The sequence below is a fragment of the Streptomyces sp. NPDC058401 genome (assembly GCF_042722885.1).
Taxonomy (GTDB): domain Bacteria; phylum Actinomycetota; class Actinomycetes; order Streptomycetales; family Streptomycetaceae; genus Streptomyces.
Window position 1 is genome coordinate 1 of the sequence record NZ_JBHXKA010000136.1, and the last position, 21714, is coordinate 21714.

Genomic DNA, 21714 nt, shown 5'->3' on the forward strand with positions numbered 1-21714 from the left:
CGATCCGCTCGCACGGGACCCGGACGGGGATGGGCCCCCGGCGCCACGAGGCGCCGGGGGCCCTTCCGTTGCCGGTCGCCCGGTCAGTGCAGCGGCGTCAGGCAGTAGAGGACGGTGCCCTCGGGGCTGTAGGCCGGCAGGGCCAGGAAGTCCCCGGGGGCGCAGGTCCCGCCCGGGGCCAGCGAGGGGCGGGTGGCCCGGTACTGGGCTTGCGGCGAGGCGCAGTCCGTGACGAGGAGCTTCTGGTGGCTCCAGTCGCCCTCGTTGCGGACGCACTGCCCCGACACCAGCGGGCGCGGGGTGTCGTCCCCGGCCAGCACGCCGATCAGGATCAGGGCGGGGACCGCCAGCAGGAGGAACAGGGCCGGTACGAGGAAGAGCAGTGCGGCCGGCCGGCGGCGCAGCGGTTTGCCCGGGTCGAGCGGGGGCCGGTGGCCGCCCGTCGGGGGAGCGAGCCGGCGGAAGGCCGCGCGCGGGCCGAGGTTCAGCAGCAGGGTGACCGGCGTGGCGAACAGCGACAGGGGACCCCACCAGCCCTGCCACAGGGTGTCCGCGGACATGCGGCGGTAGGTGGCGAGCCCGCAGTCCCGGCAGAACGGGCCCGGCAGGCTCAGGAACCGCATCAGCACGATCATCCCCTGATGGCCGCGCACGGTCGCCTCGGCGGCCGGACCGGCCCCGCAGAGCCGGCAGCCGTACGAGGGCTGCGGCGCGGACCAGGAGCCGTACGGACCCGGCTGCTGCGGCGGCACGTGCGGGGCGTGGGCCGTGTACGGGCCGTAGGGGCCCGCGGACTGCGGCGGGGCGTACGGGCCCGCCGGCTCGGGCTGCTGCGGCTGCCGGGCCGCGTACGGGCCGTACGGGCCTGCCTGCGGAGGTGGCGGGGTGGCCACGGAGATCCCCCTCGGTCGTGCGGTGATCACCGGGTGCGGTGACGGGGGAACCTTAGCCGCGGCCCTCAGGGCCGCAGGAGGCGGTCCAGGGCGCGGGAGAAGAAGAGCCGCGCCGCCGCGGCGACCACGGGGTCGAAGGGGCGGCCCAGGCCGCGTACGGACAGTTCCTCGCGCCATTCGGCCTCGCAGCCGCCCCGGGGCGCGGGGCGCAGTTCGATCTCCGCCCGGCCCCGCACGACGCGGCCGTGCTTGACGAGCCGGACCAGCCCCGCCGAGCCCTCCCGCGGGGGCCGCCAGAGGGTGACTTCCATGGGGTCGTCGAGGGTGATGCTCCCCACGCCCGTACGCATGGTGAAACGGGTTCCGGTGTGCGTCGGAGGCGGCGTTTCGATGATCGCCCGGGTGAGCGGGACGGCGGCGCCGTGGCGTTCCCAGTCCGTCAGCCTGCTCCAGGCTTCCTCGGGGCCGAGAAGTGTGTGGCGAATGATCCGGATAGCGGGCATGAGCGCATCGTAAGCGGGCATACACACCCTGAACTGGGCGGCGAATATGGGTTCCGTCCGGGGGTGGCGATCAGCAATACTCACCGCCACCGTGGATCGCGGATTCGACCGGGTGACCACCGGCCCTCCCGCCCCACACTGCGAGGAGGTGCGCCATGTGCTCCCACCAGCCCCCCTGCCCGTCCGCCGACAGCGTCGACCACGACGCCGCCCGCACCGTGGCCTTCCACCCCGAACAGGGCTGGAATCTGCTCTGCAACGGCGCCGTGGTCTTCGACGACACAGGTGAACTGCTCCCCGACGGCCGCACGGTGGAACCCCGCCGCCCGGCCCTTGTCTGAGCGAGGAGACAGCATGCGCCAGCAGCTGATCCGCAAGCCCGTTCCGAAGCCCGCCCCCCGAGACCTGGATCTGCGTACTCCGTCGGGCAGACCCCTCCCGTACTGACGGGAGCCCCGGAGCCACGCCACGGCGCCACCGGCCCGGCCCCTGGAGGGTCTCAGCCGGTGGACGCCGCCGCGCCGCCCAGGAAGGCGCTCTCGTACGCCTCGTCGCCGATCGCCGCCCGGGCCTGCCGTTCGCCCTGGTCGCGCACGGCCGTGAGCGACGGGGAGCCCCCCATCTGCGGCCGTCCCACCGTGCGCCACCAGGCGTGCCCCGTGCCCAGCAGCCGGGCCGCCAGCTCGCCGTCCCCCAGGCCCGCCACCGCCGCCGCCAGCAGGTCGAGGCCGAGCGCGATCCCGAAGCGGTCGCCCAGCAGCCGTTTGCCCGACAGCATCGCCCGCGCGTGCCGGGCCGCCTCCCCGTGGTGGCCGAGCCCGAACGCCGCCATGGCCAGGATGTAGTCCGCGTACGCCCGCAGCCAGCGCTCGCCCAGCTCCGCGCAGGCCTCGCGCAGGCCCCGCGCCTCCCGCTCGGCCTCCTCGAAGCGGCCGAGGTCGCACAGGGCGTAGCCGGTGGCCAGCCGGCACAGCAGCCAGCCCACGCCGGTGGGTCTTCCGCCGTGGCCCCCGCGCGCCCGGGGCCCGGCGAGCGCCAGGGCCCGTACGGGATCGCCCGGCATCAGCACCGACACCGCGTGCAGGTACGCGGCGCGCAGCTCCGGCTCGGGGTCGGCCAGCGTGGCCGCGGCGGCGGTGCACGCCCTGCCGAGCTCCTGGGCCGTGTCCAGGTCGCCCTGGAGCATGGTGGTGAGCCCCAGGGCCCAGAGGGCCTGGACGTAGGCGCCGCCCGAGCGCGGGCCCCTGCTCAGGGCCCGCTCCAGGAAGGAGCGGCCCTCGTCTACGTGGCCGCAGGAGAACCAGAAGAACCAGAGCGCTCCGGCCGTCTCCAGGGCCGCCGTCGGGTCGGAGCGCAGCAGGTGCTCCAGGGCGGTGCGCAGCTGCGCGTGCTCGGCGGTCATCCTGCGGTACCAGTCCACCTGGCCGGGCCCCATCCAACCCGGGTCGGCGGCCTTCGAGAGCGCCGCGTACCAGTGGGCGTGCCGGTCGGCGACGACCCGTTCCTCGCCGAGCTCCGCCAGCCAGTCCTGGCCGTACTCGCGGATCGTGTCCAGCAGCCGGTAGCGGGCCCCCGCGCCCCGCTCCCGGCTGCACCGGACCACCGACTTGGCCACCAGGTCCGCCAGCACCCGCTCCACCCGCGCGGCGGGCAGCGGGCCGCCCGAGCACACGGCGCGCGCCGCGGCCGCGTCGAAGTCCCCGGTGAACACCGAGAGCCGGGCCCACAGCAGCCGCTCGACCGGCTCGCACAGCTCGTGGCTCCAGCCGATGGCGGTGCGCATCGTCTGGTGCCGGGGGAGGCGGGCGGTGGTGGTGCCGGAGAGCAGGTCGAAGCGGCCTTCGAGGCGCTGCGCCATCTGTTCCAGGGTCCAGAGCCGCATCCGGGCGCCGGCCAGTTCGAGGGCGAGGGGGATGCCGTCCAGGCGGCGGCAGATGTCGGCGGCCAGGGCCGCCCGGTCCGGGTCGGCGAAGGCGGCCGCGGCGTGCGGGGTGGCGGCGACGGCGCGGGCCCGGAACAGGGCGAGGGCGTCGCTGTCGGGTCCGTCGCTGGGCAGCGGGCTGACCTCGACGAGGTCCTCCCCGGGGGTGCGGAGCGGCTCGCGGCTGGTGATGAGCACCGTCAGGCCCGGTGCGGACTGCAGGAGTTCGCCCACCAGGTGGCGGCAGGCGGCCACCAGGTGCTCGCAGGTGTCGAGGACGATCAGCAGTTCCTTGTCGGCCATCCATGCGCACAGTTCCTCGTCCAGGGGGCGCGGGGACTGGTGGGCGAGGCCGATGGTGTGCGCGACGGTGGTGGTGAGCAGATCGGCGTCGCGCAGCGGGGAGAGCTCCACCCACCAGACCCCGTCGCGCCGGCGCTGGCGGGGGTCGGAGGCGGCCCGCAGGGCCAGCCTGGACTTGCCGACGCCGCCGACGCCCGTGAGCGTCACGAGCCGCCGCTCGCGCAGCAGGTCGGAAAGGAGGCCGAGTTCACGCTCACGGCCCACGAAGCTCGCCGTTTCCGGCGGCAGGTTTCCCGGCACGGCGCCAGAGTCTTGCGCAGGATCGCCGTCCGCGGAATCTGCCTGATTGTTGTTGACCGAGTACTCACCGAACACGGGAGTATTCTGCGCGATCTTCTTTCCCCGTAGTGCCGTTCGGGTCAGATCGGACGAACAGGTTGTCAGGAACTGGGCGGCCGCGCGGGGGTCAGGAGCGCAGAACGAGCCGTTGTTCCGCGGAGAACGCCCCCCAGGTGCCGTCGGGCAGCCGCGCCCGGAGCTTCACCGTCCATGCGGTTCCCGGCGGTTCGGCGACCGTGAGGCGGTGCTCCGCCCGGCCCGCCGGGACGGCGCCCGCGCCGAACTGGATGACGGTGGTGGGGCGGCCGTTGACGTAGAGCTCGTACTCGCTGGTCTCCCGGCCGGTCGCCGGAGGGGTCCAGGAGAGGGTGACCGCGCCCGGCGAGGCGGTCGCGGTGAACTCCTCCGGCGCGGTGCCGGTCCGCTGCCCGGGCCCGGGCGGGGTGGTCACGTCGGCGGCGGGACCGGCGGGGGAGGAGTTGTCGGCCCCGTCGCGGGCCTTGACGGTGAAGGTGTACACGCTGTCGGGCCGCAGGCCCTCCAGGACGGTCGAGGTGAGGCCGGGGCCGACCGTGTGGATCCGGGCGTCGCCCTGGTAGACGTCGTAGCCGGTGACCCCCGTGTCGTCGGTGGAGGCGGCCCAGGTCAGCCGGGCGGAAGTGGGCCCGAGGGCCAGGCCCTCGGTACGGAGCGGGGCGGTCGGGGGCAGCCGGTCCTCCGCCTTGGCCGCGGGGGTGGTGGCGGAGGCGGCCGCGCCGGCGGGGGAGGTGTTCCCGGCGGCGTCCCGGGCGCGGACCGTGAACGCGTAGGCCGTCTGCGGGGCGAGGCCGGTGATGTCCGTCATCGTCTTGTCGGCGGGCAGCTCGCGGACCAGCCGGTCCGCCTGGAAGACCAGGAAGGAGGTCACCCCGTCGGAGGGCGCGGGCGACTGCCACATCACGTGCACGGTGGTGGCGCTGCCGGCCTGGGCCGTGAGTCCGGCCGGGGTCGCCGGGGCTTCGGTGTCGGAAGCTCCGCACGCCGTCAGCGCGGCCGCAAGGGCCAGGGCGAGCACGGGCGTTGTTCCCCGTACGGACGGCCGCCGGGGGTGGCTCAGGGGGTGCGCCGCGGCGCTGGGTGCGGGGTCGTGCACGGCGGGCGCCCTCTTCTTCCGGTTCTTCCGGCTCCTCGGAAAGGTCTAGACAAATATGGCCTGCTCCGCGGCGGCCGGGCAAGACCCCTGCGCGGTCCCTTCCGCCCGCGGTGCCCGGTTCGTGTTCACCCGTCCCCGTCTGGCATTATTGCGAGCTCTTTGCAATAACGAAGGAAGTGCACCAGATGAAGGCCCGGACCGTACGGGGAATGGCCGGGGCGACCGCGGCCGCGGTGATCGTCGCGGGCGCGGCGGCCTGCTCGAACCCCGCAGGAGGCGCCGCGGCGGGCGCCGGGGCGCCCGACTCCGCCGTGGTCGGCATAGCCACCGAGCCGGAGAGCCTCAGCCCGCTGCTGGGCTACGGCAAGGACGGCAACTCGAAGATCTTCGACGGACTGCTGGCGCACGACGCCGACATGAAGCTGAAGCCCGCGCTGGCCGAGGCCCTCCCGCAGGTCTCCGCGGACGGCCTCACGTACACCTACGCGCTCCGCAGGGGCGTCCGCTTCAGCGACGGCCGGCCCTTCGGCGCCAAGGACGTCGTCTTCACCTACCGGACGATCCTCGACGCGAAGACGAACAACGCGTCCAAGTCCGAGCTCGACGCGATCGCCGACGTCACGGCCACGGGCGACGACACCGTCGTCTTCACCCTGAAGTACCCCTACGCCCCCTTCGCCGAGCGGACCGTCCTGCCCATCGCCCCCGAGCACCTCGCGGGCGGACAGGACGTGAACAGCGGCGGGTTCACCACCAAGCCCGTCGGCACCGGACCGTACGTGCTCACCGCCTGGTCCAAGGGCGAGAAGCTGAGCTTCAAGGCCAACCCGACCTACTGGGGCGGCGAGCCCGCGGTGAAGAAGTTCACCATGGCGGTCATCAAGGACGACGACGTGCGCGCCACCCGGCTGCGCTCCGGAGAACTGGACGGGGCCGTCCTGCCGCCGAACCTGGCCAAGGGGTTCGCGGCGGACAAGGCCGGCGGCAAGTCGGGCGGCGCGGGCGGGGCGGGCACGGCAGGCGCGGCAGGCGCGTCCTGGAAGACCTATGCCGCCAAGAGCTTCGACTACCGCAACGTCACCCTGCCGACCGAGCACCCCGTCACCGGTGACACGGCCGTCCGCCGGGCCCTGGACATCGCCGTGGACCGCGACGCGCTGGTCGACAAGCTCCTCGAAGGCGCGGGCAAGGCCGCCTACGGGCCCGTCCCGACCGGCAGTCCGTGGTTCGCCGCCGGCACGGAGCGTACCCACGACCTGGCCGAGGCCGAGAAGATCCTCGACGAGGCCGGCTGGATCCGCGGCGACGACGGCATCCGCGCCAAGAAGGGGGTCCGCGCCGCCTTCCCGCTCTGGTACACCACCGGCGACAAGCTCCGCCAGGACCACGCGCTCGCCTTCGCCTCCGACGCCAAGAAGGCCGGCATCCAGGTCACCACCGAGTCCGGCAGCTGGGAGGTCATCGAGCCCCGGATGCGGACCGACGCCGTCCTCGCGGGCGGCGGCTCCCCGGCCGACCCGGACTTCGACCAGTACCTGACCCTGAACTCCGCACTCGCGGGCGACGGCTTCAACAACATGGCCCGGTACGACAACCCGGCCGTCGACAAGGCACTGCTCGACGGCCGCCGCAGCTCGGACCCGGCCGTGCGCAAGGCCGCGTACGACACGGTCCAGCGCGAGCTGGTCAAGAACCCGGGCTACGTCTACCTCACCCACATCGACCACCTCTACGTGGTGAGCGACCGGTGGGACGGGCCCTCCACCCAGACCGAGCCCCACGACCACGGCCTCGGGACCGGCCCCTGGTGGAACGTCGAGAGCTGGAAGCCGAAGCAGAAGTGAGCCGTCTCCACCTTGCGGACCGTCTCCACCTTCCGGACCGTCTCCACTTTCTGCACCGAGTTCCTTGGGGGCCGATGGCGCGCATGGCGGGCCGGCGGATGCTGTTCGCCGGGCCGGTCCTGCTCGTCGTCACCTTCGGGGTCTTCGCGGTCGCCGCCATGTCCCCCTTCGATCCCGTCAAGGCCTACGCGGGCACCGCCGGGCTCACCGCCTCGCAGGCCGGGCTCGACCAGCTGCGGGCCAACCTCGGCGTGGACCAGCCCCTGCTCGCCCGCTGGTGGGAGTGGCTCACCTCGGCGCTGACCGGCGACCTCGGCACCTCCGCCGTCATGCGCCAGCCCGTCTCCGACGTCATCGCGCAGCGGCTCGGCTGGTCGGCGCTGCTCGCGCTGTGCGCCTTCGCCGTCGCCGTCCTGCTCGGCACCGGGCTCGGCGTCCTGGCCGCACTCCGGCCGGGCGGACGCCTGGACCGGGCCGTCTCCGGGCTCGCCTACACCCTCGAAGCGGCCCCGGCCTTCTGGCTGGGCCTGCTCGCCGTCTGGTTCTTCTCGGTGCGCCTGGGCGTGCTGCCGTCCGGCGGCCTCACCGACGCCGGCAGCGACGTGGTCACCGCCGGGCAGGTGGCCCGCCACCTGGTGCTGCCCGCGCTGGTCCTCGGCGTCTCCCAACTGCCCTGGTTCTTCCTGTACGTCAGGCAGGGCGTGGCCGACGCGCTGGAGGAGGACCCCGTACGGGGCGCCCGCGCACGGGGCCTGGGCGAGCGGCGGGTGCTGCTCGGCCACGGGCTGCGCTCCGGCATGCTCCCGATGCTGACCCTGATCGGGTCGCGGGTGCCGGAGCTGATCACCGGCGCGCTGCTCGTGGAGACCGTCTTCAGCTGGCCCGGCATCGCCGCGGCCACCGTGCAGGCCGCGACCTCGGTGGACTTCCCGCTGCTGGCCGCGCTGACCGTCCTGGCCACGGCGGCCGTACTGGCCGGGAACCTGCTGTCCGACCTGCTCTACGGACTGGCCGACCCGAGGGTGGGCTTCGATGGCTGACCCGACCGCTACGCCGACCGCTACGCCGACCGCGGCTCCGCTCGCGACGCCCCTCGCGACGCCCCTGCGCTGGCGCTCCCGCGGCCGCGGCCGGAGCTCCACGCGGAACCTGCGGGTGCGGACCTCGGCGGTGATCGTCGTACTGATCGCACTGGCCGTGCTCCTCGTGCCGCCTCTGGTCCAACTGGACCAGCAGGCAGTCGACTTGTCGGCAAGGCTGCTGCCGCCCTCCTGGGCCCATCCCTTCGGCACCGACGACGTGGGCCGCGACCTGCTGCTGCGCTGCGTGTACGGGCTGCGGGTCTCGCTGCTGGTCGGGCTGGTGGCGGCGCTGGTCGCCACCGTCGTCGGCACGGCGGTCGGCGCGCTCGCCGGAGCGCTCGGCGGCTGGCCGGACCGGTTCCTCATGCGCGTGGTGGACGCCCTGTCCTCGGTGCCGCACCTGCTGCTCGGCATCTTCATCGTCGCGATGTTCCGGCCGGGGGTGTGGCCGGTGGTGGTCTCCGTGGCCCTGACCCACTGGCTGTCCACGGCCCGCATCGTCCGCGCGGAGGTGCTCTCGCTCCGCTCGCGGCCCTACCTGGACGCGGCCGTCTCCGGCGGCGCCTCGCGGTGGCGGGTCACCGTACGCCACCTCGTGCCCGGAGTCCTGCCGCAGGCCGGGCTCGCCGCCGTGCTGATGGTCCCGCACGCCATGTGGCACGAGTCCGCCCTGTCCTTCCTGGGCCTCGGCCTGCCGGCGCACCAGGCGAGCCTGGGCAACCTGGTCCAGACGGCCCGCGGTTCGCTGCTCGCCGGGGACTGGTGGCCCACGCTCTTCCCCGGGCTCCTGCTGATCGTCCCGACCCTGGCGATCGCCGGTCTCGCGGGCGCCTGGCGCGAGCGCCTCAACCCCCGCCGCCGCTCGGAGCTGAGCCTGTGAAGACCCCTGTCCCGCCGGCTTCGGCTTCGGTGTCCACGTCGGCGTCGTCGGCGTCGGAGTCGGAGCCCGCGTCCGCGTCCGTGTCCGCGCCGGGCTCCGACCGGCCCGTGCTCGCGCTGGACCGGCTCTCCGTGCGCTTCCGCATGCGCGGCGGCCGGTACGTCGCGGCCGTCACCGACGCCACCCTCGCCCTGGCCCCCGGCGCATGCCTCGCCCTCGTCGGCGAGAGCGGCTGCGGCAAGTCCGTGCTCGCCTCCGCCCTCCTCGGCCTGCTCCCCGGCAACGCCGAGACCGCCGGCGCGGCCCGGCTCGCCGACGGGACCGACCTGCTCGCCCTCGACGAGCGCACCCTCGCCCGGAGCATCCGGGGCCGCCGCGTCGCGCTCGTCCCGCAGAGCCCCGCCGCGCACCTCACCCCGGTCCGCACCATCCGCTCCCACCTGGAGGAGACGGTCCGCGAACTGACCGGGACCGCCCGGGCCGAACTGCGGGAGGCCGCCGAAGCGGCGGCCCGCCGGGCCTCCTTCCCCGCCACCCACCTCGACCGGTACCCCCACGAGCTCTCCGGCGGGCTCGCCCAGCGCGCCGCCACCGCGCTCGCGCTGATCGGCGACGCGCCCCTGCTGCTCGCCGACGAGCCGACCACCGGCCTCGACCGGGACCTCGTCCACCGCACCGTCGACGAGCTGCGCGCCCACACCCGGGACGCCGGCCGGGCGCTGCTGATGATCACGCACGACCTCGCGGCGGCCCATCGCATCGCCGACACCGTGGCCGTCATGTACGCGGGCCGCATCGTGGAAACGGCCCCCGCCGCAGCCTTCTTCGGGGCTCCCGGCCCCCGCCACCCCTACGCGCGCGGACTCCTCGACGCCCTCCCCGAGCGTGCCTTCGCCCCGATCCCCGGGGCCCCGCCCGAACTCGGCGCGCTCCCGCCCGGCTGCGCCTTCGCCGCCCGCTGTCCGCGCGCCGACTCCCGCTGCCGGGCCGAACCGCCCCCGCTCACCGAAGGGGTGGCCTGCCACCATGCTTGAGCTCACCGGCATCACCGCCGGCTACGACCGCCGGGCCCCCGTCGTGCGCGGAGCCCACCTGCGCCTCGCCCCCGGCGACTCCCTCGGGCTGCTCGGCCCCAGCGGCTGCGGCAAGTCCACCCTGGCCAGGGTCGCCGCGCTGCTGCACCGGCCCGACCGGGGGAGCGTGGCCTTCGACGGCCGCGCCGTGACCGGCTTCCGGCACCGGGCGCCGCGCGCCCTGCGCACCTCGGTCGGCATGGTGTTCCAGCAGCCCCGGCTGGCGGCGGACCCCCGGCTCACGCTGCGCGAGCTCGTCGCCGAGCCGCTCCGGGCCACTGGGCGGCGTAGCGAAGTCGACTCCACCGTCCCCGCGTTGGCGGACCGGGTCGGCCTGGGCGAGGACCTGCTCGGGCGGCGGCCCCACGAGGTCAGCGACGGCCAGCTGCAACGGGCCTGTGTGGCAAGGGCGCTGGTGCTGCGGCCGCGCTGGCTGGTGTGCGACGAGATGACCGCCATGCTCGACGCGTCGACCACCGCCGCGCTGGTCGGCGTGGTGGAGGAGTACCGGGCGGAGTCCGGCGCGGGCCTGCTGGCGGTGGGGCACGATGCCGTGCTACTCGGGCGCTGGTGCGGGCGAACGGTCCACTGGGGCGAGATCGTCAAGGACTGAAGGCCGGTCACGGACCGTCAACACCCGTTTGGCGGACACGAGTTTCGCCCGAAGGGCCCTCCGGCTGCGCCACCATGACGGCGCCTAAGGAGGTGTTCCGATGGTGATCTCCCTCTCCGTCCTCGTCCTGCTCCTCGTCCTCGCGTGGATCTTCCTGCGCGGTGGCGGTCTCAAGTTCTCGCACGCGCTCGTCTGCGTCCTGCTCGGCTTCTACCTCGCGAGCAGCAGCCTCGCGCAGACCATTCACAACGGGGTCTCGGCCACGGCGAACGTGGTCGGCGGCTTCAAGCCCTGAAACAAGGCGAGTTGATCAACTGTTGCGCCTTCGTGAATCATCCGGCTCTTCCATGGACTCCTCAGGCAGTGCGATCTAGCGTCTGGCCCCGGCGCGATGTCAGACGCAATGTCAATAAAGCTGAGGACAAGGGAGGAAGTCCGGATGTTCCGAAGAGCGCTGAACTGCGCCGTGGCACCCGTTCTCGCCGCATGTGCGGTGTTGTACGGGGTCTCGCCGGCCGCCGCCGAGGAGATACCCCTGGCCCCGGGCCACCGCCTGGTCAGCCATTACGAGGGCGCCCCGGCCGTGGCGGCGCCGCTGCCCGGCGAAGCGCCGCCGCAGCACCCCTACCTCGCGCCCAACGGCCGCAGCGGCATGCACTCCGACGCGGCGGGCAGCGCCACCTCGCCCTGGTCCGGACCCCTCGGCAAGAACCCGAAGGTGACCAGCGAGAAGATCGCCGCCCTCGGCGGCGAATGCGCCACCGCCACCTTCGACTCGGGCGGCCGGCTGGTCACGGTGTGCGGCACCTTCGGCGGCTTCAAGGTCAAGCTGCTGGACCCCCGCACCCTCGCCACGCTCGCGGAACACCAGCTCCCGCAGCGTTCCTCGACGGTCCAGGCGATCACCTCGCTCGACTTCTCGAAGATCTTCAAGGACACCTCGGGCGGCGCCTACTTCTACCTGGACAACCAGGACCGGGCGGTGCTGGCCGACTCCCGCCAGCACGTCCTGCGCCTCTCGCACGCCCAGAAGCCGGACGGCAGCTGGCAGTTCACGGTCGACAACGACTGGGACCTCACCGGCCAGGTCCCGCACGACTGCGTCGACTGGACCAACCTGTGGCCCTCCGGCACCTGTGACCCGGTCACCTCGGTGATGCCCGACTGGAACGGCCGCATCTGGTGGGTCACCCGCCAGGGCCGGGTCGGCACCGTGGACCCGGAGACCTCGGTGATCCGCTCGATCCGGCTGCCGGGGGAGGAGATCCAGAACTCGTTCTCGGTCGGTGAGGACGGCGTCTCCATCGTCACCGACCACGCGCTGTACAGCTTCGCCGCCTCGGCCGACGGCACCCCCGTCGTGCAGTGGCGCGAGACCTACGACCGGGGTACGGGAACCAAGCCCGGCTCGGTCAACCAGGGTTCGGGCACCACCCCGGACCTCTTCGGCAACGGCTACGTCGCGATCACCGACAACGCCGACGACCGGATGAACGTGCTGGTCTTCAAGCGGGGCCTGGACGTCCCCGCGGGCCAGCGCCTGGTGTGCAAGGTCCCCGTCTTCGGACCGGGCGCCTCGACCACCGACAACTCCCTGATCACCTGGGGCAACAGCATCGTGGTCGAGAACAACTACGGCTACGAGAACGTCACCTCGCTGGTCCTCGGCAAATCGGTGGTCGGCGGCGTCAGCCGCATCGACGTCCGCGCCGACGGCAGCGGCTGCGACACGGTCTGGCAGAGCGCGATCCGCTCGCCCTCCGTGGTCCCGAAGCTCTCCACCGCGAACGGGCTGCTCTACTTCTACGAGAAGGAGCCGAACATCTGGGGGATCGACGCCTGGTACTTCACGGCCGTCGACTTCCGCACCGGCGAGCGCCGCTGGCGCCGGCTGACGGGCACCGGCCCGCTGTACGACAACAACTGGGCCCCGATCACCCTGGGCCCCGACGGAACGGCCTACGTCGGCGTCTTCAACGGCATCGTCGCGGTCCGCGACGGCGGCTGACACCGCGGGGCCCGTCCACCGGACGGGCCCCGCTCAGGCCCCGTGGCCCACGCGCTCGATGGCCACCATGGCCGCGTCGTCGCCGAGGCAGCCGTTCGGGGTGTGGGCGAGGAGGTCTGCGCACAGGTGGCGCAGGAGGGCTTCCGGGCTGTCGCCGGGGCGGTTCGCGGCGCGTTCCGGGAGCGGGTAGAAGGCGCCCGACGCGTCGCGGGCCTCGATGACGCCGTCCGTGTACAGCAGCACCACGTCGCCCGGTTCGAAGGCGAAGGTCTGGGCGGTGAAGCCGGTGTCCACGAACTCGGACAGGCCCAGCGGCGGCGCCGGATGGTCCACCTGGAGGGGGATGACGCTGCCCCCGCGCAGCAGCAGCGGCGGCGGGTGGCCGCAGCTGATCAGCCGGAGGGCGGGCTCCTCGTCGGGGACGTCGAGCACCGCCGCCGTGGTGAAGCCTTCCTCCGGCCGGCCCGGGCCCCCGTTGCCGTCCGCGCCGCGGTCCGGGTCGGCGGCCACGGCGGCCTCCAGATGGGCGACCAGGCCCGGCAGGTCGGCCTCCAGATGGGCGGCGGCCCGGAAGGCGCCGAGGACGATCGCGGCCTCGCCGACCGCCTCCAGGCCCTTGCCGCGGACGTCGCCGATGAGCAGCCGGGTGCCGTCGGCGGTGCGGGCGGCCGCGTACAGGTCGCCGCCGATCTGCGCCTCGGCCTCGGCCGACAGGTACACCGAGGCGATCCGCAGCGGGCCCATCCGGTCGCGCAGCGGTCGTAGGACCACCTGCTGGGCGGCGACGGCCACGGAACGCAATCGGGTGAGCTGGCGCTCGTGATCCTCGCGCAGGTGTGCGAAGAAGGTGACGAAGGCCGAGATCAGGACGAGGGCGATGATCTGGAAGGTGTGGTTGAGGTCCGTCAGGGAGGTGCGCGCGATCGCCACCCCCACCTGGGCGAGGACCGCCACGGCGCCGACGAACCCGGTCGTGCGCGGCCCGGCGAAGGAGGCGGTGACGGCCGGGGCGGCCACCAGGAAGGGACCCAGGTGCACGTCCGGCGGCGCCAGCACGTCGACCACCGTGACCAGGGCGATCAGTGCGAAGGGGACCGACAGCAGCACCGCGCGCGATTCCCGGAACCTGCCGGAGCGGGGGTGCGTCGAGGGGTGCGCCGGGAAGGGGTCCATGCCTCCTGCATACACCGCACACGGCCGGGCGGCACCCGCTCCGGCCGTGGGGCCGGGGCGGGTGCCGCCCGGGTGGTGCTCAGGTGATGATCAGATGGTGCTCAGGGTGCCGGGGGCGTCAGCTCACCTGGAGGGTGACGTCGTCCACGACGAAGGAGGTCTGCAGGGAGGCGTCCTCCAGGCCCTGGAACTTCAGCGTGACCGTCTGCCCGGCGAACTGGGAGACGTCGTACGTCTTGAGCTGGTAGCCGGCCGCCGCGTTCACGTTGGACAGGCTCGCCAGGGTCTGGCCGCCCACCGAGACGGTGAAGGTGTCGTAGACCGTGTTCTCGGTCTCGGCGGTGTCGATGTGCAGGTAGAAACCGAGCTGGTACGAGGAGCAGCCGGTCGGGATGGTCACGGACTGGGCGGCGCTGTCCGTGCGGGCCGTGCCGTAGCCGTTGAGCCAGGCCTTGTAGGTGCCGCCGTGCGGGGTCTGGCCCGCCTGGTTGGTGATGACGTTCGTGGTGGTCGTCCACGGGGTGGTGCCGCTCTCGAACCCGCCGTTGGCGACGAGCTGGCGCGGGGTGCAGGAGGGGCCGGTGCCCGTGACGGTCAGGGTGTAGGTGGTGGTGTGGCTGACCGAGCCGGCGCCGGTGACGGTCAGGGTGTAGGTGCCGGGCGCGGTGCTCGCGCCGACCTGGACGGAGAGGGTCGAGGAGCTGCCCGACTGGACCGAGGAGGGGCTCAGCGAGGCCGTGGTGCCGGCGGGGGCGCCGGTCACCGACAGGGCGACGGTCTGGGCGGCTCCGCTGACGGTCGCGGTGTTGATCGTGGAGTTGGTGCTGCCGCCCTGGGCGGCGCTGCCGGTGGCCGGGGAGGCGCTGATCGAGAAGTCCGGGCCGGGGGTGGTGCCGCCGACGGCCTGGTTCCAGACCGTGTAGGCCACGCCGTCGGCGCTGCGGTCCAGGACGGTGGCGTTGATGTTGCTCGTGGTGTCGCAGGAGGAGTGGTAGCAGGAGTCGTACGCCGCGTTCGCGGTGCCGCCCCACTTCGTGGCCTGCGCCGAGGTCTTGCGGGCGCTGGCACCGGCGGCGTAGCCGGAGGTGGGGATGCCGCCCTGCTGGAAGGAGTAGTCGTCACTGCGGCCCTGGCCCTCGGTGTTCTCCTCGGGAGCGAGGTTCAGCGAGGTCCAGTAGGCCTTGAGCGGGGCGGCCGCCGTGGAGTTGACGTTGTTGATGAAGTAGCCGCCGTTGGTCGAGCCGACCATGTCGAAGTTGTAGTAGGCCTTGATGGCCGACTTCTGGGTGCTGCTGAGCTGGTTGACGTAGAACTTCGAGCCGTTGAGGCCCTGCTCCTCGTCGGTCCACCAGGCGAAGCGCACGTGCTTCGTCATCGTGGGGTTCTTCTGGGCGAGGACGAGCGCGTTCTCCAGCAGGGTCGCGGAGCCCGAGCCGTTGTCGTTGATGCCGGGACCCGCCGAGACGCTGTCGAGGTGCGCGCCGAACATGATCGTCTGGTCGGCGGGGCCGCCGGGCCAGTCGGCGATCAGGTTGTTCGACGGGTAGGTGCACGAGGTGCAGTTCTGCTCGGTCACCGTGTAGCCGGCGGCCTGCAGCTTGCCCTTCACGTACGCCACCGAGGCCGTGTAACCGGCGCTGCCCGCACGGCGGTTGCCGCCGTTCTGGGAGGCGATGGTGTTCAGCTGGGTCAGGTGGGCCTGGACGGCGGCCACGTCGATGTTGGGCGCGCCGGGCGGGGGCGTGGTACCGCCCACGGTGAGCGCGTAGTCGACGGTGTGCGAGAGGCTGGTGCCCTGGCCCTTGACCACGACGGTCGAGGATCCGGGAGCCGCGCTGGAGGAGGCGGTCAGCGTCAGCGTCGAGGACTGGCCGGACTGCACGGTGGCCGGGCTGAAGGATGCGGTGACACCGGCCGGGAGGCCGGAGGCGGTGAGGGTCACCTGCTGGGCCGTGCCCGTGGAGATGGCGGTGGCGACCGTGGTGGTGGCCGAGGCGCCCTGCTGGACGGTGCCCGAGGACGGGTTCAGCGCCAGCGAGAAGTCGCTGTTCTGGCCGCTCGGGGTGCAGGTCGTGTCACCGGACTGGGCGGGCACGCTGATGGCGTCCCAGGCGGCCTTGGTCTTGTTGAACAGGTTGCAGGTGGTGTCCAGCGACTTGGCGGAACTGAGCGTCGCCGTCCGGTACTTCTTGTAGGACATGCTGGAGGTCTTCAGCAGCATGCCGCCGTAGAAGATCTTGCCGGCGTTCTGCACGCCCACCCCGGTCAGGGTGGTCTGGTTGCAGGTGCTGCTGTTCGGCTTGCCGCCGCCCGGGCTGGTGCCCTCGGCGAGCAGGTAGAACCAGTGGTTCAGGGGACCGGCGGCCGCGTGCACCTCGGTGTTCGGTATCGAGGAGCTGTAACACGCGGGGTCGTTGTTGACGGCCGGCGGGTTGTACATGTTGCGGATCGGACCGTTGCCCACGAGGTTGATCATCTCGCCGACGGTGTAGTCCGGAGTGTCGTACGGGGAGGGCTCGTTGATGAACGCCTCGGTCAGCGCGCCGAAGATGTCACCGGTGCCCTCGCCGAGCCCGGACTCCTGGCCGCTGGTGCCGCCCGGGGTGTTGGTGTCGATGGCGTGCCCGTACTCGTGGGCCACCACGTCCACGCCGGCGATCCACTCGTTGGCGTTGTTGTGGCCGATGCTGACCGAGCTGCCGTCCCAGTACGCGTTGACGTCGTTCAGGCCGACCTTGGCCGGGAAGCTGCGGCCGTTGCCGCTGACGCCGTTGCGGCCGAGCCACTGGCTCAGCATGTCCCACTGCTTCTGCGCAGCGAACATCAGGTCCACGCAACCGGTCTCCTTGGAGGTCGGGTTGCCCGTGCCCCAGGAGTCGGAGGACTTCGAGAAGACCGTGCCGGAGCTGTAGTCGGCGCAGCTCAGCCCGGTCCGGTTCGGGTCGCGCAGGGAGTACGTGCCGCCCGAGGCCGTGGTGTCGATGGTCAGCGGGTTCGGGCCGTTCCACTTGCTGTTGCCGCTGCCCGCGACCACCTCGTCGAAGGTGTCGAGCACCTTGCCGGTACGGGCGTCCACGAACACGTGGAGCTTGCTGGGAGCCTTGGCGGTCCGCCCGGTCAGGACGGTCTCCCAGGCCAGCACCGCCTTGTCGTCCTTGAGCTTGACGACGAGCCGGCTGCTCTCCACCTTGTCGGTCTTGACCTGCCGGCCGCGCGAGACGGTCTCGGCGGCCTGCGCCGAGACCGACGCGGTGGTGGCCACGTCGATCACGGTCGCGGAGGCCGACTGCAGGGCGCGCACCCGGCCCTCGCCGTCGGCGAGGACGACCGCGTCGCCGCCGACGACCGGCAGGCCGCGGTAGCTGCGCTCGTACGCGACCGAGTAGAGGTCCTTCACCCAGGGGGTGACCAGGCGCCGGTCGTACTGCTGCTGCGGGGAGTTGACCAGGCTGTCGAGCCCGCTGCGCACGGCCGCGTCGGCCGCGGCGACCGCCCGTTCGGCAGAAGGGGCCGGGACCGGATCCGAGTTCTGCGAGGCGGTGGCGGTGGTGGCCAGCGTGCCGGCGAGGCCCGTGGTCAGCACCATGGCCGCGAGGGCGGCCATCCATCTGGTGGGCTGCAAGAGTCCACTCCGATCGTGTGGGGGGATGGGGCGGGGAGGGATGAGAAAGGCGGTCTGGGTGTTCGCGGCCGAGTATGGGCGTGTCCATGACCAGATCGGGACATCCCTGCCGACATAAGACCGGCGTTATGGTGCCGGCGGAGGGCGCTGCGTAAGCTGCCCGCATGCAGCTGGAGCTGAGACATCTGCAAGCCGTCTGCCAGATAGCGGAGACAGGAAGCCTGGGGGGCGCGGCGCGGATCCTCGGGGTCTCCCAGCCGGCGCTCTCCGCCCAGCTGCGCCGGATCGAACGGGTCGCCGGCGGCGAGCTCTTCGTCCGGGGCCGGCTCGGGGTCGAACCCACCCCGCTGGGCCAGTTCGTGCTGGCCAAGGCGCGCCGGGTGCTCAGCGAGATGGACGCCCTCGGTGCGGAAGCACGGGCCCTGACGGCCGGGGCCCCGCTCCGGCTGGGCTGCATCCTGCTCGTGCTGGTCGACGGTCTGATCGCACGTCAGGATCTGGCGCTGCCCGGCCGGGAGGTCTCCGTGTACCTGGAGGACTCGGTGACGGCCCTCGTGCGGATGCTCGGAGCGGGCCGCTACGACGTCATCGTGTACGGAGAGGTGAACGACCACGAGGTGCCGCTGCCGGCCGGAGTGACGGCGCGCACCCTGGTCCCCAAGGAGCCCTTCTGCATCCGGATGTCGGCCCGCCACCCGCTCGCGCGGCTGGAGGCCGTCGACCTCGCCGACCTCGCCGAGGAGCAGTGGATGACCCTGCTGGAGGACGACGACGGAGGTCCCGAGGCGCTGATCGAGGCCTGCGCGAAGGCGGGCTTCGTCCCCTCGCTGCGCTACCGGATCACCGACCGCATGATGCACTACGACCTCGTCTCGGCGGGCCGCGCGATCTCGCTGAGCCAGCCGACCGCCCCGGCCGTGGCGGGCACGGTGATGCGCCCCCTCATCGGCGCACCCATGACGGGGCGGATCAGGCTCGCCTGGAACCGCACGACGGTCTCGGCGCAGCAGGCGGAACAGTTCTACCGGTCGGCCGCCCACGCGTACCTGGCCAATGTGGACAACCACCCCTTCCACCGGGCCTGGTGGGACCAGCATCCGGAAGCCCATCCGGTCCTGGGCTGACGCCCCGCGTCACCGGCTGACGTCATTTCATACTCCGTACATGGAATGCGTATTCCCCTCGCTTTACGCTCTCCGCATGGCAGTGGCCGCCACGTCCCTTTTCAGGCAAAAGGGCGCCCCTTCGGAGAGCTGGAGGAAATACCCATGAGTAAGAGAGTCCGCACGCAGGTCAGCCGGAGAGGCTTCATCGCCGGCACCGCTGCGGCCGCGGCCGCAGCCACCGTGCCCGCGATCGGCCAGGCGGCGGCAGCCCCCGCGGCGGCGTCCGTGACCCGCCCGAACATCCTTCTGATCGTCACCGACGACCAGCCCAAGCAGACCGACTGGGCACTTCAGAAGACCATCGGCTGGCTCGGCGGCCACGGCGTGAAGTTCAGCCACGGCCACGTCACCACCCCCCTGTGCGCACCCTCCCGCTCCTCGGTCTTCTCCGGCCGCTACGCCCACAATCACGGGGTCCGCAACAACGCCGCCTCCGCCTCCCTGGACCAGAACACCACCGTCCAGCGCTATCTGAAGCAGGCCGGATATCGCACGGGTCTCTTCGGCAAATACCTCAATTCCTGGAACATTGCCGACGCGCCCCCGCATTTCGAGGATTTCTCGCTGCTCCAGCCCGGATACGTCGACGCGAAGTGGAACGTCAACGGGACGGTCCAGACGATCAACGGCTACACCACGAACATCATCAAGAACCGGACGCTGAGCTTCCTGGACAAGGCGGCCACCGACAGCCGCCCCTGGTTCGCCTACGTCACCCCGTACGCCTCGCACGGACCCCGTACGCCCGAGGCCAAGTACGCGGGCACCCCCGTACCCGCGTGGAACGGCCGCCCCTCCGTCACCGAGGCCGACCGCAGCGACAAGCCGCCCTACATCCAGGACGCCACCGGCACCCTGGAGGACGGCCAGCGCATCCGCGCGGAGCAGCTGCGCGTGCTCCTCTCGGTCGACGACGCCGTCCAGGCCTTCAAGGACAAGCTGGCGGCCACCGGGCAGCTCGACAACACCCTCGTCATCTACATCGGCGACAACGGCTTCGGCTGGGCCGACCACGGCTGGACCGCCAAGTCGGTGCCCTACAGCCCCGCCCACGAGGTGCCGTTCTACCTCTCCTGGCCCGCCGCGGGCCTCGGCGCCGGCACGGTGGACGACCGCATCGTCGCCAACATCGACATCGCGCCCACCATCCTCGACGCCGCCGGGATCACCCCGAACACCCCGCAGGACGGCCGCTCGCTGCTGAGCTCGTACAGCCGCGACCACCTGCTCGTCGAATGGTGGAAGAAGGGCACCGGCGCCGACCACCGCACCTGGTCCTCCTACGTGGCCAAGGACAAGCAGTACGTGGAGTACTACAAGCTGCACACCGACGCCAACGGCACGGTGTCCGGCACCGGAGAGGTCACCTTCCGGGAGTACTACGACCTCGCCGCCGACCCCCATCAGCTGGTCAACAAGCTGTACCAGGCCACTCCGACGCAGGAACGGAACCTGGGCATCCCCGCCCTGGCCGCCCAGCTCGCCGCCGACCGGGTCGGCTAGCCGCCAGCCGACCTGGGCCCCAGACCTCCGGCCGGGCGCACCACTGCGCGCCCGGCCGGACCGCATCCATCCCGCACGTTCACCGGAGCCTCCGTGTCCTCTTCGTACCCCTCCTGCTGCACCCCGGGCCACGACTCCCCGGCCGGCGCCCTCACCCTGCTCGCCGCGCCGCCGGTCCCCGCGCCCCGGCCCGTACGCGGTCTGCTCGACCTGCCCGGGGGCCGGTTCCTCATGGGCACCGAGGACGCGGACGGGTTCCCGGCGGACGGGGAGGGCCCGGTCAGGGAGGTGGAGGTGGCTCCCTTCCGGATCGCGCCGACCACGGTGACCAACGCCCAGTACGCCACCTTCGTGAAGGCCACCGGACACGTCACGGAAGCCGAGGACTTCGGCTTCTCCTTCGTCTTCGCCGGTCTGCTCGGGGCCGGACCCGCCGCCACGGCGCCGGCCGTGGAGGGGGTTCCCTGGTGGCGGGCGGTGTCCGGCGCCGACTGGAAGCACCCCGAGGGGCCCGGTACCTCCATCGCCTCCCGGCAGAACCATCCCGTGGTCCACGTCTCCTGGAACGACGCGACCGCCTACTGCGCCTGGTCGGGCACCAGGCTGCCCACGGAAGCCGAGTGGGAGTACGCGGCCCGCGGCGGCCTGGAGCAGCGCCGCTACCCCTGGGGCGACGAACTCGCCCCGGGCGGACGGACGATGCTGAACATCTGGCAGGGCGAGTTCCCCGACGGCCCCACCGGACCCCAGCTGGGCACCGTGCCCGTGAAGTCGTACCGGCCGAACGGCCACGGGCTGTACAACACGGTGGGCAACGTGTGGGAGTGGAGCGCGGACCCGTTCGCCCCGGGGCACCCCTCGCGGGCGATGCGCGGCGGTTCCTTCCTCTGCCACGACTCGTACTGCAACCGCTACCGGGTCGCCGCCCGCAGCTCCAACACCCCCGACAGCTCCACCTCCAACATCGGCTTCCGGGTGGCTGCCTGAGGGGCAATCAGTTCGCCCGCACGGCCAGTCCGGCCACGTGATCGGTGACCATGTCGAGGATCCCGGCGGCCGCCTGCTCGTCGCCGAGGACCAGGAAGCTCAGGGTCACCCCGTCGGTCATGGCCGCCAGATAGCGGGCCAGCACGCTCACCGGCACGGTGAGCTCGAAGGGGGTGATCCGGCGCAGCTCCTCGAGCAGCTCGGTGTACGTATCGCAGTAGGACTCGTACTGCTTGCGCGCCAGGTGCCCGAACTCCGGCCGGCGCAGCGCGTACTGGGTGAGCTCGTAGGTGAGCATGTGCGCGCCTGGGCTGGCCGCCACGTGGTCCCAGTACGCCTGGAACCCGGCCCGGATGGTCTCCCGCAGCGTGGGCCTCGGCACGATCGCGGCCTTCACGAGGGTGACGTAGTGCGCGGTGATGGTCTCGATGACCGACTCCAGCAGCGCCTGCTTGGAGTCGAAGCAGTAGTGGAAGACGCTCAGGGAGACGCCCGCCTCGGCGGCGATGGACCGGGTCGTGGTCCTGGACACCCCGTCACGGGTCATCGCGCGGATCGCCGCCTCCGTCAGCTGCCTGCGCCGGTCGGTCAACGGCATCCGTGCCATGTACGGGTTCCCCTTTGCTCCGGTGCGCCCCGGGCGGGGCGTCCGCGGGCCCACCGGCCCCCGGA

At 72.5% G+C, this 21714-nt stretch carries 18 protein-coding genes; 11 read left to right on the forward strand and 7 right to left on the reverse strand.

Annotation, left to right across the window (positions count from 1 at the left end):
- Window positions 1-83 precede the first annotated feature (83 nt).
- Window positions 84-893 carry a hypothetical protein gene (locus ACFWNV_RS33135; protein ID WP_383954227.1) on the reverse strand — a complete coding sequence of 270 codons (810 nt, stop codon included), beginning with the start codon at window positions 891-893 and terminating at the stop codon, window positions 84-86.
- A gap of 65 nt (window positions 894-958) precedes the next feature.
- A complete protein-coding gene (locus ACFWNV_RS33140; RefSeq protein WP_383954229.1) occupies window positions 959-1396 on the reverse strand; it encodes an SRPBCC family protein in 438 nt (145 codons plus the stop codon).
- A gap of 155 nt (window positions 1397-1551) precedes the next feature.
- Between ACFWNV_RS33140 and ACFWNV_RS33145 the strand changes: the two genes are divergently transcribed.
- Window positions 1552-1737: a DUF5999 family protein gene (locus ACFWNV_RS33145; protein ID WP_250740159.1), complete on the forward strand. Its 186-nt coding sequence runs from the start codon at window positions 1552-1554 to the stop codon at window positions 1735-1737.
- Between the two features lie 158 nt (window positions 1738-1895).
- Here the strand turns inward: ACFWNV_RS33145 and ACFWNV_RS33150 are convergent, their stop codons facing one another.
- Both ACFWNV_RS33150 and ACFWNV_RS33155 read right to left on the reverse strand, forming a co-directional pair.
- Window positions 1896-3920 carry an ATP-binding protein gene (locus ACFWNV_RS33150; RefSeq protein ID WP_383954232.1) on the reverse strand — a complete coding sequence of 675 codons (2025 nt, stop codon included), beginning with the start codon at window positions 3918-3920 and terminating at the stop codon, window positions 1896-1898.
- A gap of 166 nt (window positions 3921-4086) precedes the next feature.
- Window positions 4087-5091, reverse strand: a complete 1005-nt coding sequence (locus ACFWNV_RS33155; protein ID WP_383954234.1) for a fibronectin type III domain-containing protein — start codon at window positions 5089-5091, stop codon at window positions 4087-4089.
- 185 nt (window positions 5092-5276) lie between these two features.
- Here ACFWNV_RS33155 and ACFWNV_RS33160 point away from each other — a divergent pair, with 185 nt between their 5' ends.
- From ACFWNV_RS33160 to ACFWNV_RS33190, 7 genes are all read left to right on the forward strand, one after another.
- Window positions 5277-6935, forward strand: a complete 1659-nt coding sequence (locus ACFWNV_RS33160) for an ABC transporter substrate-binding protein (protein WP_383954235.1) — start codon at window positions 5277-5279, stop codon at window positions 6933-6935.
- 74 nt (window positions 6936-7009) lie between these two features.
- The gene (locus tag ACFWNV_RS33165; RefSeq protein ID WP_383954237.1) at window positions 7010-7975 is read left to right on the forward strand and encodes an ABC transporter permease; all 966 of its coding nucleotides are present in this window, start codon (window positions 7010-7012) and stop codon (window positions 7973-7975) included.
- Complete coding sequence (locus ACFWNV_RS33170; protein WP_383954239.1) at window positions 7968-8897, forward strand: ABC transporter permease; 930 nt, start codon at window positions 7968-7970, stop codon at window positions 8895-8897. The genes ACFWNV_RS33165 and ACFWNV_RS33170 overlap by 8 nt, the downstream gene beginning before the upstream one ends.
- A gap of 143 nt (window positions 8898-9040) precedes the next feature.
- Window positions 9041-9931: an ABC transporter ATP-binding protein gene (locus ACFWNV_RS33175; protein ID WP_383954255.1), complete on the forward strand. Its 891-nt coding sequence runs from the start codon at window positions 9041-9043 to the stop codon at window positions 9929-9931.
- On the forward strand, window positions 9924-10583 hold the full coding sequence (locus ACFWNV_RS33180; RefSeq protein ID WP_383954241.1) for an ABC transporter ATP-binding protein: 660 nt from the start codon (window positions 9924-9926) through the stop codon (window positions 10581-10583). The genes ACFWNV_RS33175 and ACFWNV_RS33180 overlap by 8 nt, the downstream gene beginning before the upstream one ends.
- A 100-nt stretch (window positions 10584-10683) precedes the next feature.
- Complete coding sequence (locus ACFWNV_RS33185; protein WP_383954243.1) at window positions 10684-10878, forward strand: hypothetical protein; 195 nt, start codon at window positions 10684-10686, stop codon at window positions 10876-10878.
- 144 nt (window positions 10879-11022) lie between these two features.
- Window positions 11023-12591, forward strand: coding sequence for a hypothetical protein (locus ACFWNV_RS33190; protein WP_383954245.1), 1569 nt, complete (start codon window positions 11023-11025; stop codon window positions 12589-12591).
- Window positions 12592-12624: 33 nt separating this feature from the next.
- On the opposite strand, the gene ACFWNV_RS33195 is transcribed toward ACFWNV_RS33190, so the two are convergent.
- Both ACFWNV_RS33195 and ACFWNV_RS33200 read right to left on the reverse strand, forming a co-directional pair.
- Window positions 12625-13764 carry a PP2C family protein-serine/threonine phosphatase gene (locus ACFWNV_RS33195; RefSeq protein WP_383954247.1) on the reverse strand — a complete coding sequence of 380 codons (1140 nt, stop codon included), beginning with the start codon at window positions 13762-13764 and terminating at the stop codon, window positions 12625-12627.
- A gap of 118 nt (window positions 13765-13882) precedes the next feature.
- A complete protein-coding gene (locus tag ACFWNV_RS33200) occupies window positions 13883-17368 on the reverse strand; it encodes a M28 family peptidase (protein ID WP_383954257.1) in 3486 nt (1161 codons plus the stop codon).
- A gap of 182 nt (window positions 17369-17550) precedes the next feature.
- On the opposite strand from ACFWNV_RS33200, the gene ACFWNV_RS33205 reads away from it, so the two are divergent.
- The 3 genes from ACFWNV_RS33205 (at window position 17551) to ACFWNV_RS33215 (ending at window position 21042) form a co-directional block, all read left to right on the forward strand.
- Window positions 17551-18510 (forward strand): LysR family transcriptional regulator, encoded by a 960-nt coding sequence (locus ACFWNV_RS33205; protein ID WP_383954249.1) that lies wholly within the window; start codon window positions 17551-17553, stop codon window positions 18508-18510.
- A gap of 144 nt (window positions 18511-18654) precedes the next feature.
- Window positions 18655-20055 (forward strand): sulfatase, encoded by a 1401-nt coding sequence (locus ACFWNV_RS33210; protein WP_383954251.1) that lies wholly within the window; start codon window positions 18655-18657, stop codon window positions 20053-20055.
- Between the two features lie 93 nt (window positions 20056-20148).
- Window positions 20149-21042, forward strand: a complete 894-nt coding sequence (locus ACFWNV_RS33215; protein ID WP_383954253.1) for a formylglycine-generating enzyme family protein — start codon at window positions 20149-20151, stop codon at window positions 21040-21042.
- 7 nt (window positions 21043-21049) lie between these two features.
- Here ACFWNV_RS33215 and ACFWNV_RS33220 read toward each other — a convergent pair whose 3' ends face one another.
- Complete coding sequence (locus tag ACFWNV_RS33220; protein WP_383954259.1) at window positions 21050-21649, reverse strand: TetR/AcrR family transcriptional regulator; 600 nt, start codon at window positions 21647-21649, stop codon at window positions 21050-21052.
- Window positions 21650-21714 lie beyond the last annotated feature (65 nt).

Excerpts from the sequence above, each read along its gene's own strand:
- ACFWNV_RS33140 (WP_383954229.1), bottom strand. The coding sequence starts at position 1,396 with ATGCCCGCTATCCGGATCATTCGCCACACACTTCTCGGCCCCGAGGAA.
- ACFWNV_RS33145 (WP_250740159.1), top strand. The coding sequence starts at position 1,552 with ATGTGCTCCCACCAGCCCCCCTGCCCGTCCGCCGACAGCGTCGACCAC.
- ACFWNV_RS33160 (WP_383954235.1), top strand. The coding sequence starts at position 5,277 with ATGAAGGCCCGGACCGTACGGGGAATGGCCGGGGCGACCGCGGCCGCG.
- ACFWNV_RS33165 (WP_383954237.1), top strand. The coding sequence starts at position 7,010 with ATGGCGCGCATGGCGGGCCGGCGGATGCTGTTCGCCGGGCCGGTCCTG.
- ACFWNV_RS33170 (WP_383954239.1), top strand. The coding sequence starts at position 7,968 with ATGGCTGACCCGACCGCTACGCCGACCGCTACGCCGACCGCGGCTCCG.
- ACFWNV_RS33175 (WP_383954255.1), top strand. The coding sequence starts at position 9,041 with ATGCGCGGCGGCCGGTACGTCGCGGCCGTCACCGACGCCACCCTCGCC.
- ACFWNV_RS33180 (WP_383954241.1), top strand. The coding sequence starts at position 9,924 with ATGCTTGAGCTCACCGGCATCACCGCCGGCTACGACCGCCGGGCCCCC.
- ACFWNV_RS33185 (WP_383954243.1), top strand. The coding sequence starts at position 10,684 with ATGGTGATCTCCCTCTCCGTCCTCGTCCTGCTCCTCGTCCTCGCGTGG.
- ACFWNV_RS33190 (WP_383954245.1), top strand. The coding sequence starts at position 11,023 with ATGTTCCGAAGAGCGCTGAACTGCGCCGTGGCACCCGTTCTCGCCGCA.
- ACFWNV_RS33195 (WP_383954247.1), bottom strand. The coding sequence starts at position 13,764 with ATGGACCCCTTCCCGGCGCACCCCTCGACGCACCCCCGCTCCGGCAGG.
- ACFWNV_RS33200 (WP_383954257.1), bottom strand. The coding sequence starts at position 17,368 with ATGGCCGCCCTCGCGGCCATGGTGCTGACCACGGGCCTCGCCGGCACG.
- ACFWNV_RS33205 (WP_383954249.1), top strand. The coding sequence starts at position 17,551 with ATGCAGCTGGAGCTGAGACATCTGCAAGCCGTCTGCCAGATAGCGGAG.
- ACFWNV_RS33210 (WP_383954251.1), top strand. The coding sequence starts at position 18,655 with ATGAGTAAGAGAGTCCGCACGCAGGTCAGCCGGAGAGGCTTCATCGCC.
- ACFWNV_RS33220 (WP_383954259.1), bottom strand. The coding sequence starts at position 21,649 with ATGGCACGGATGCCGTTGACCGACCGGCGCAGGCAGCTGACGGAGGCG.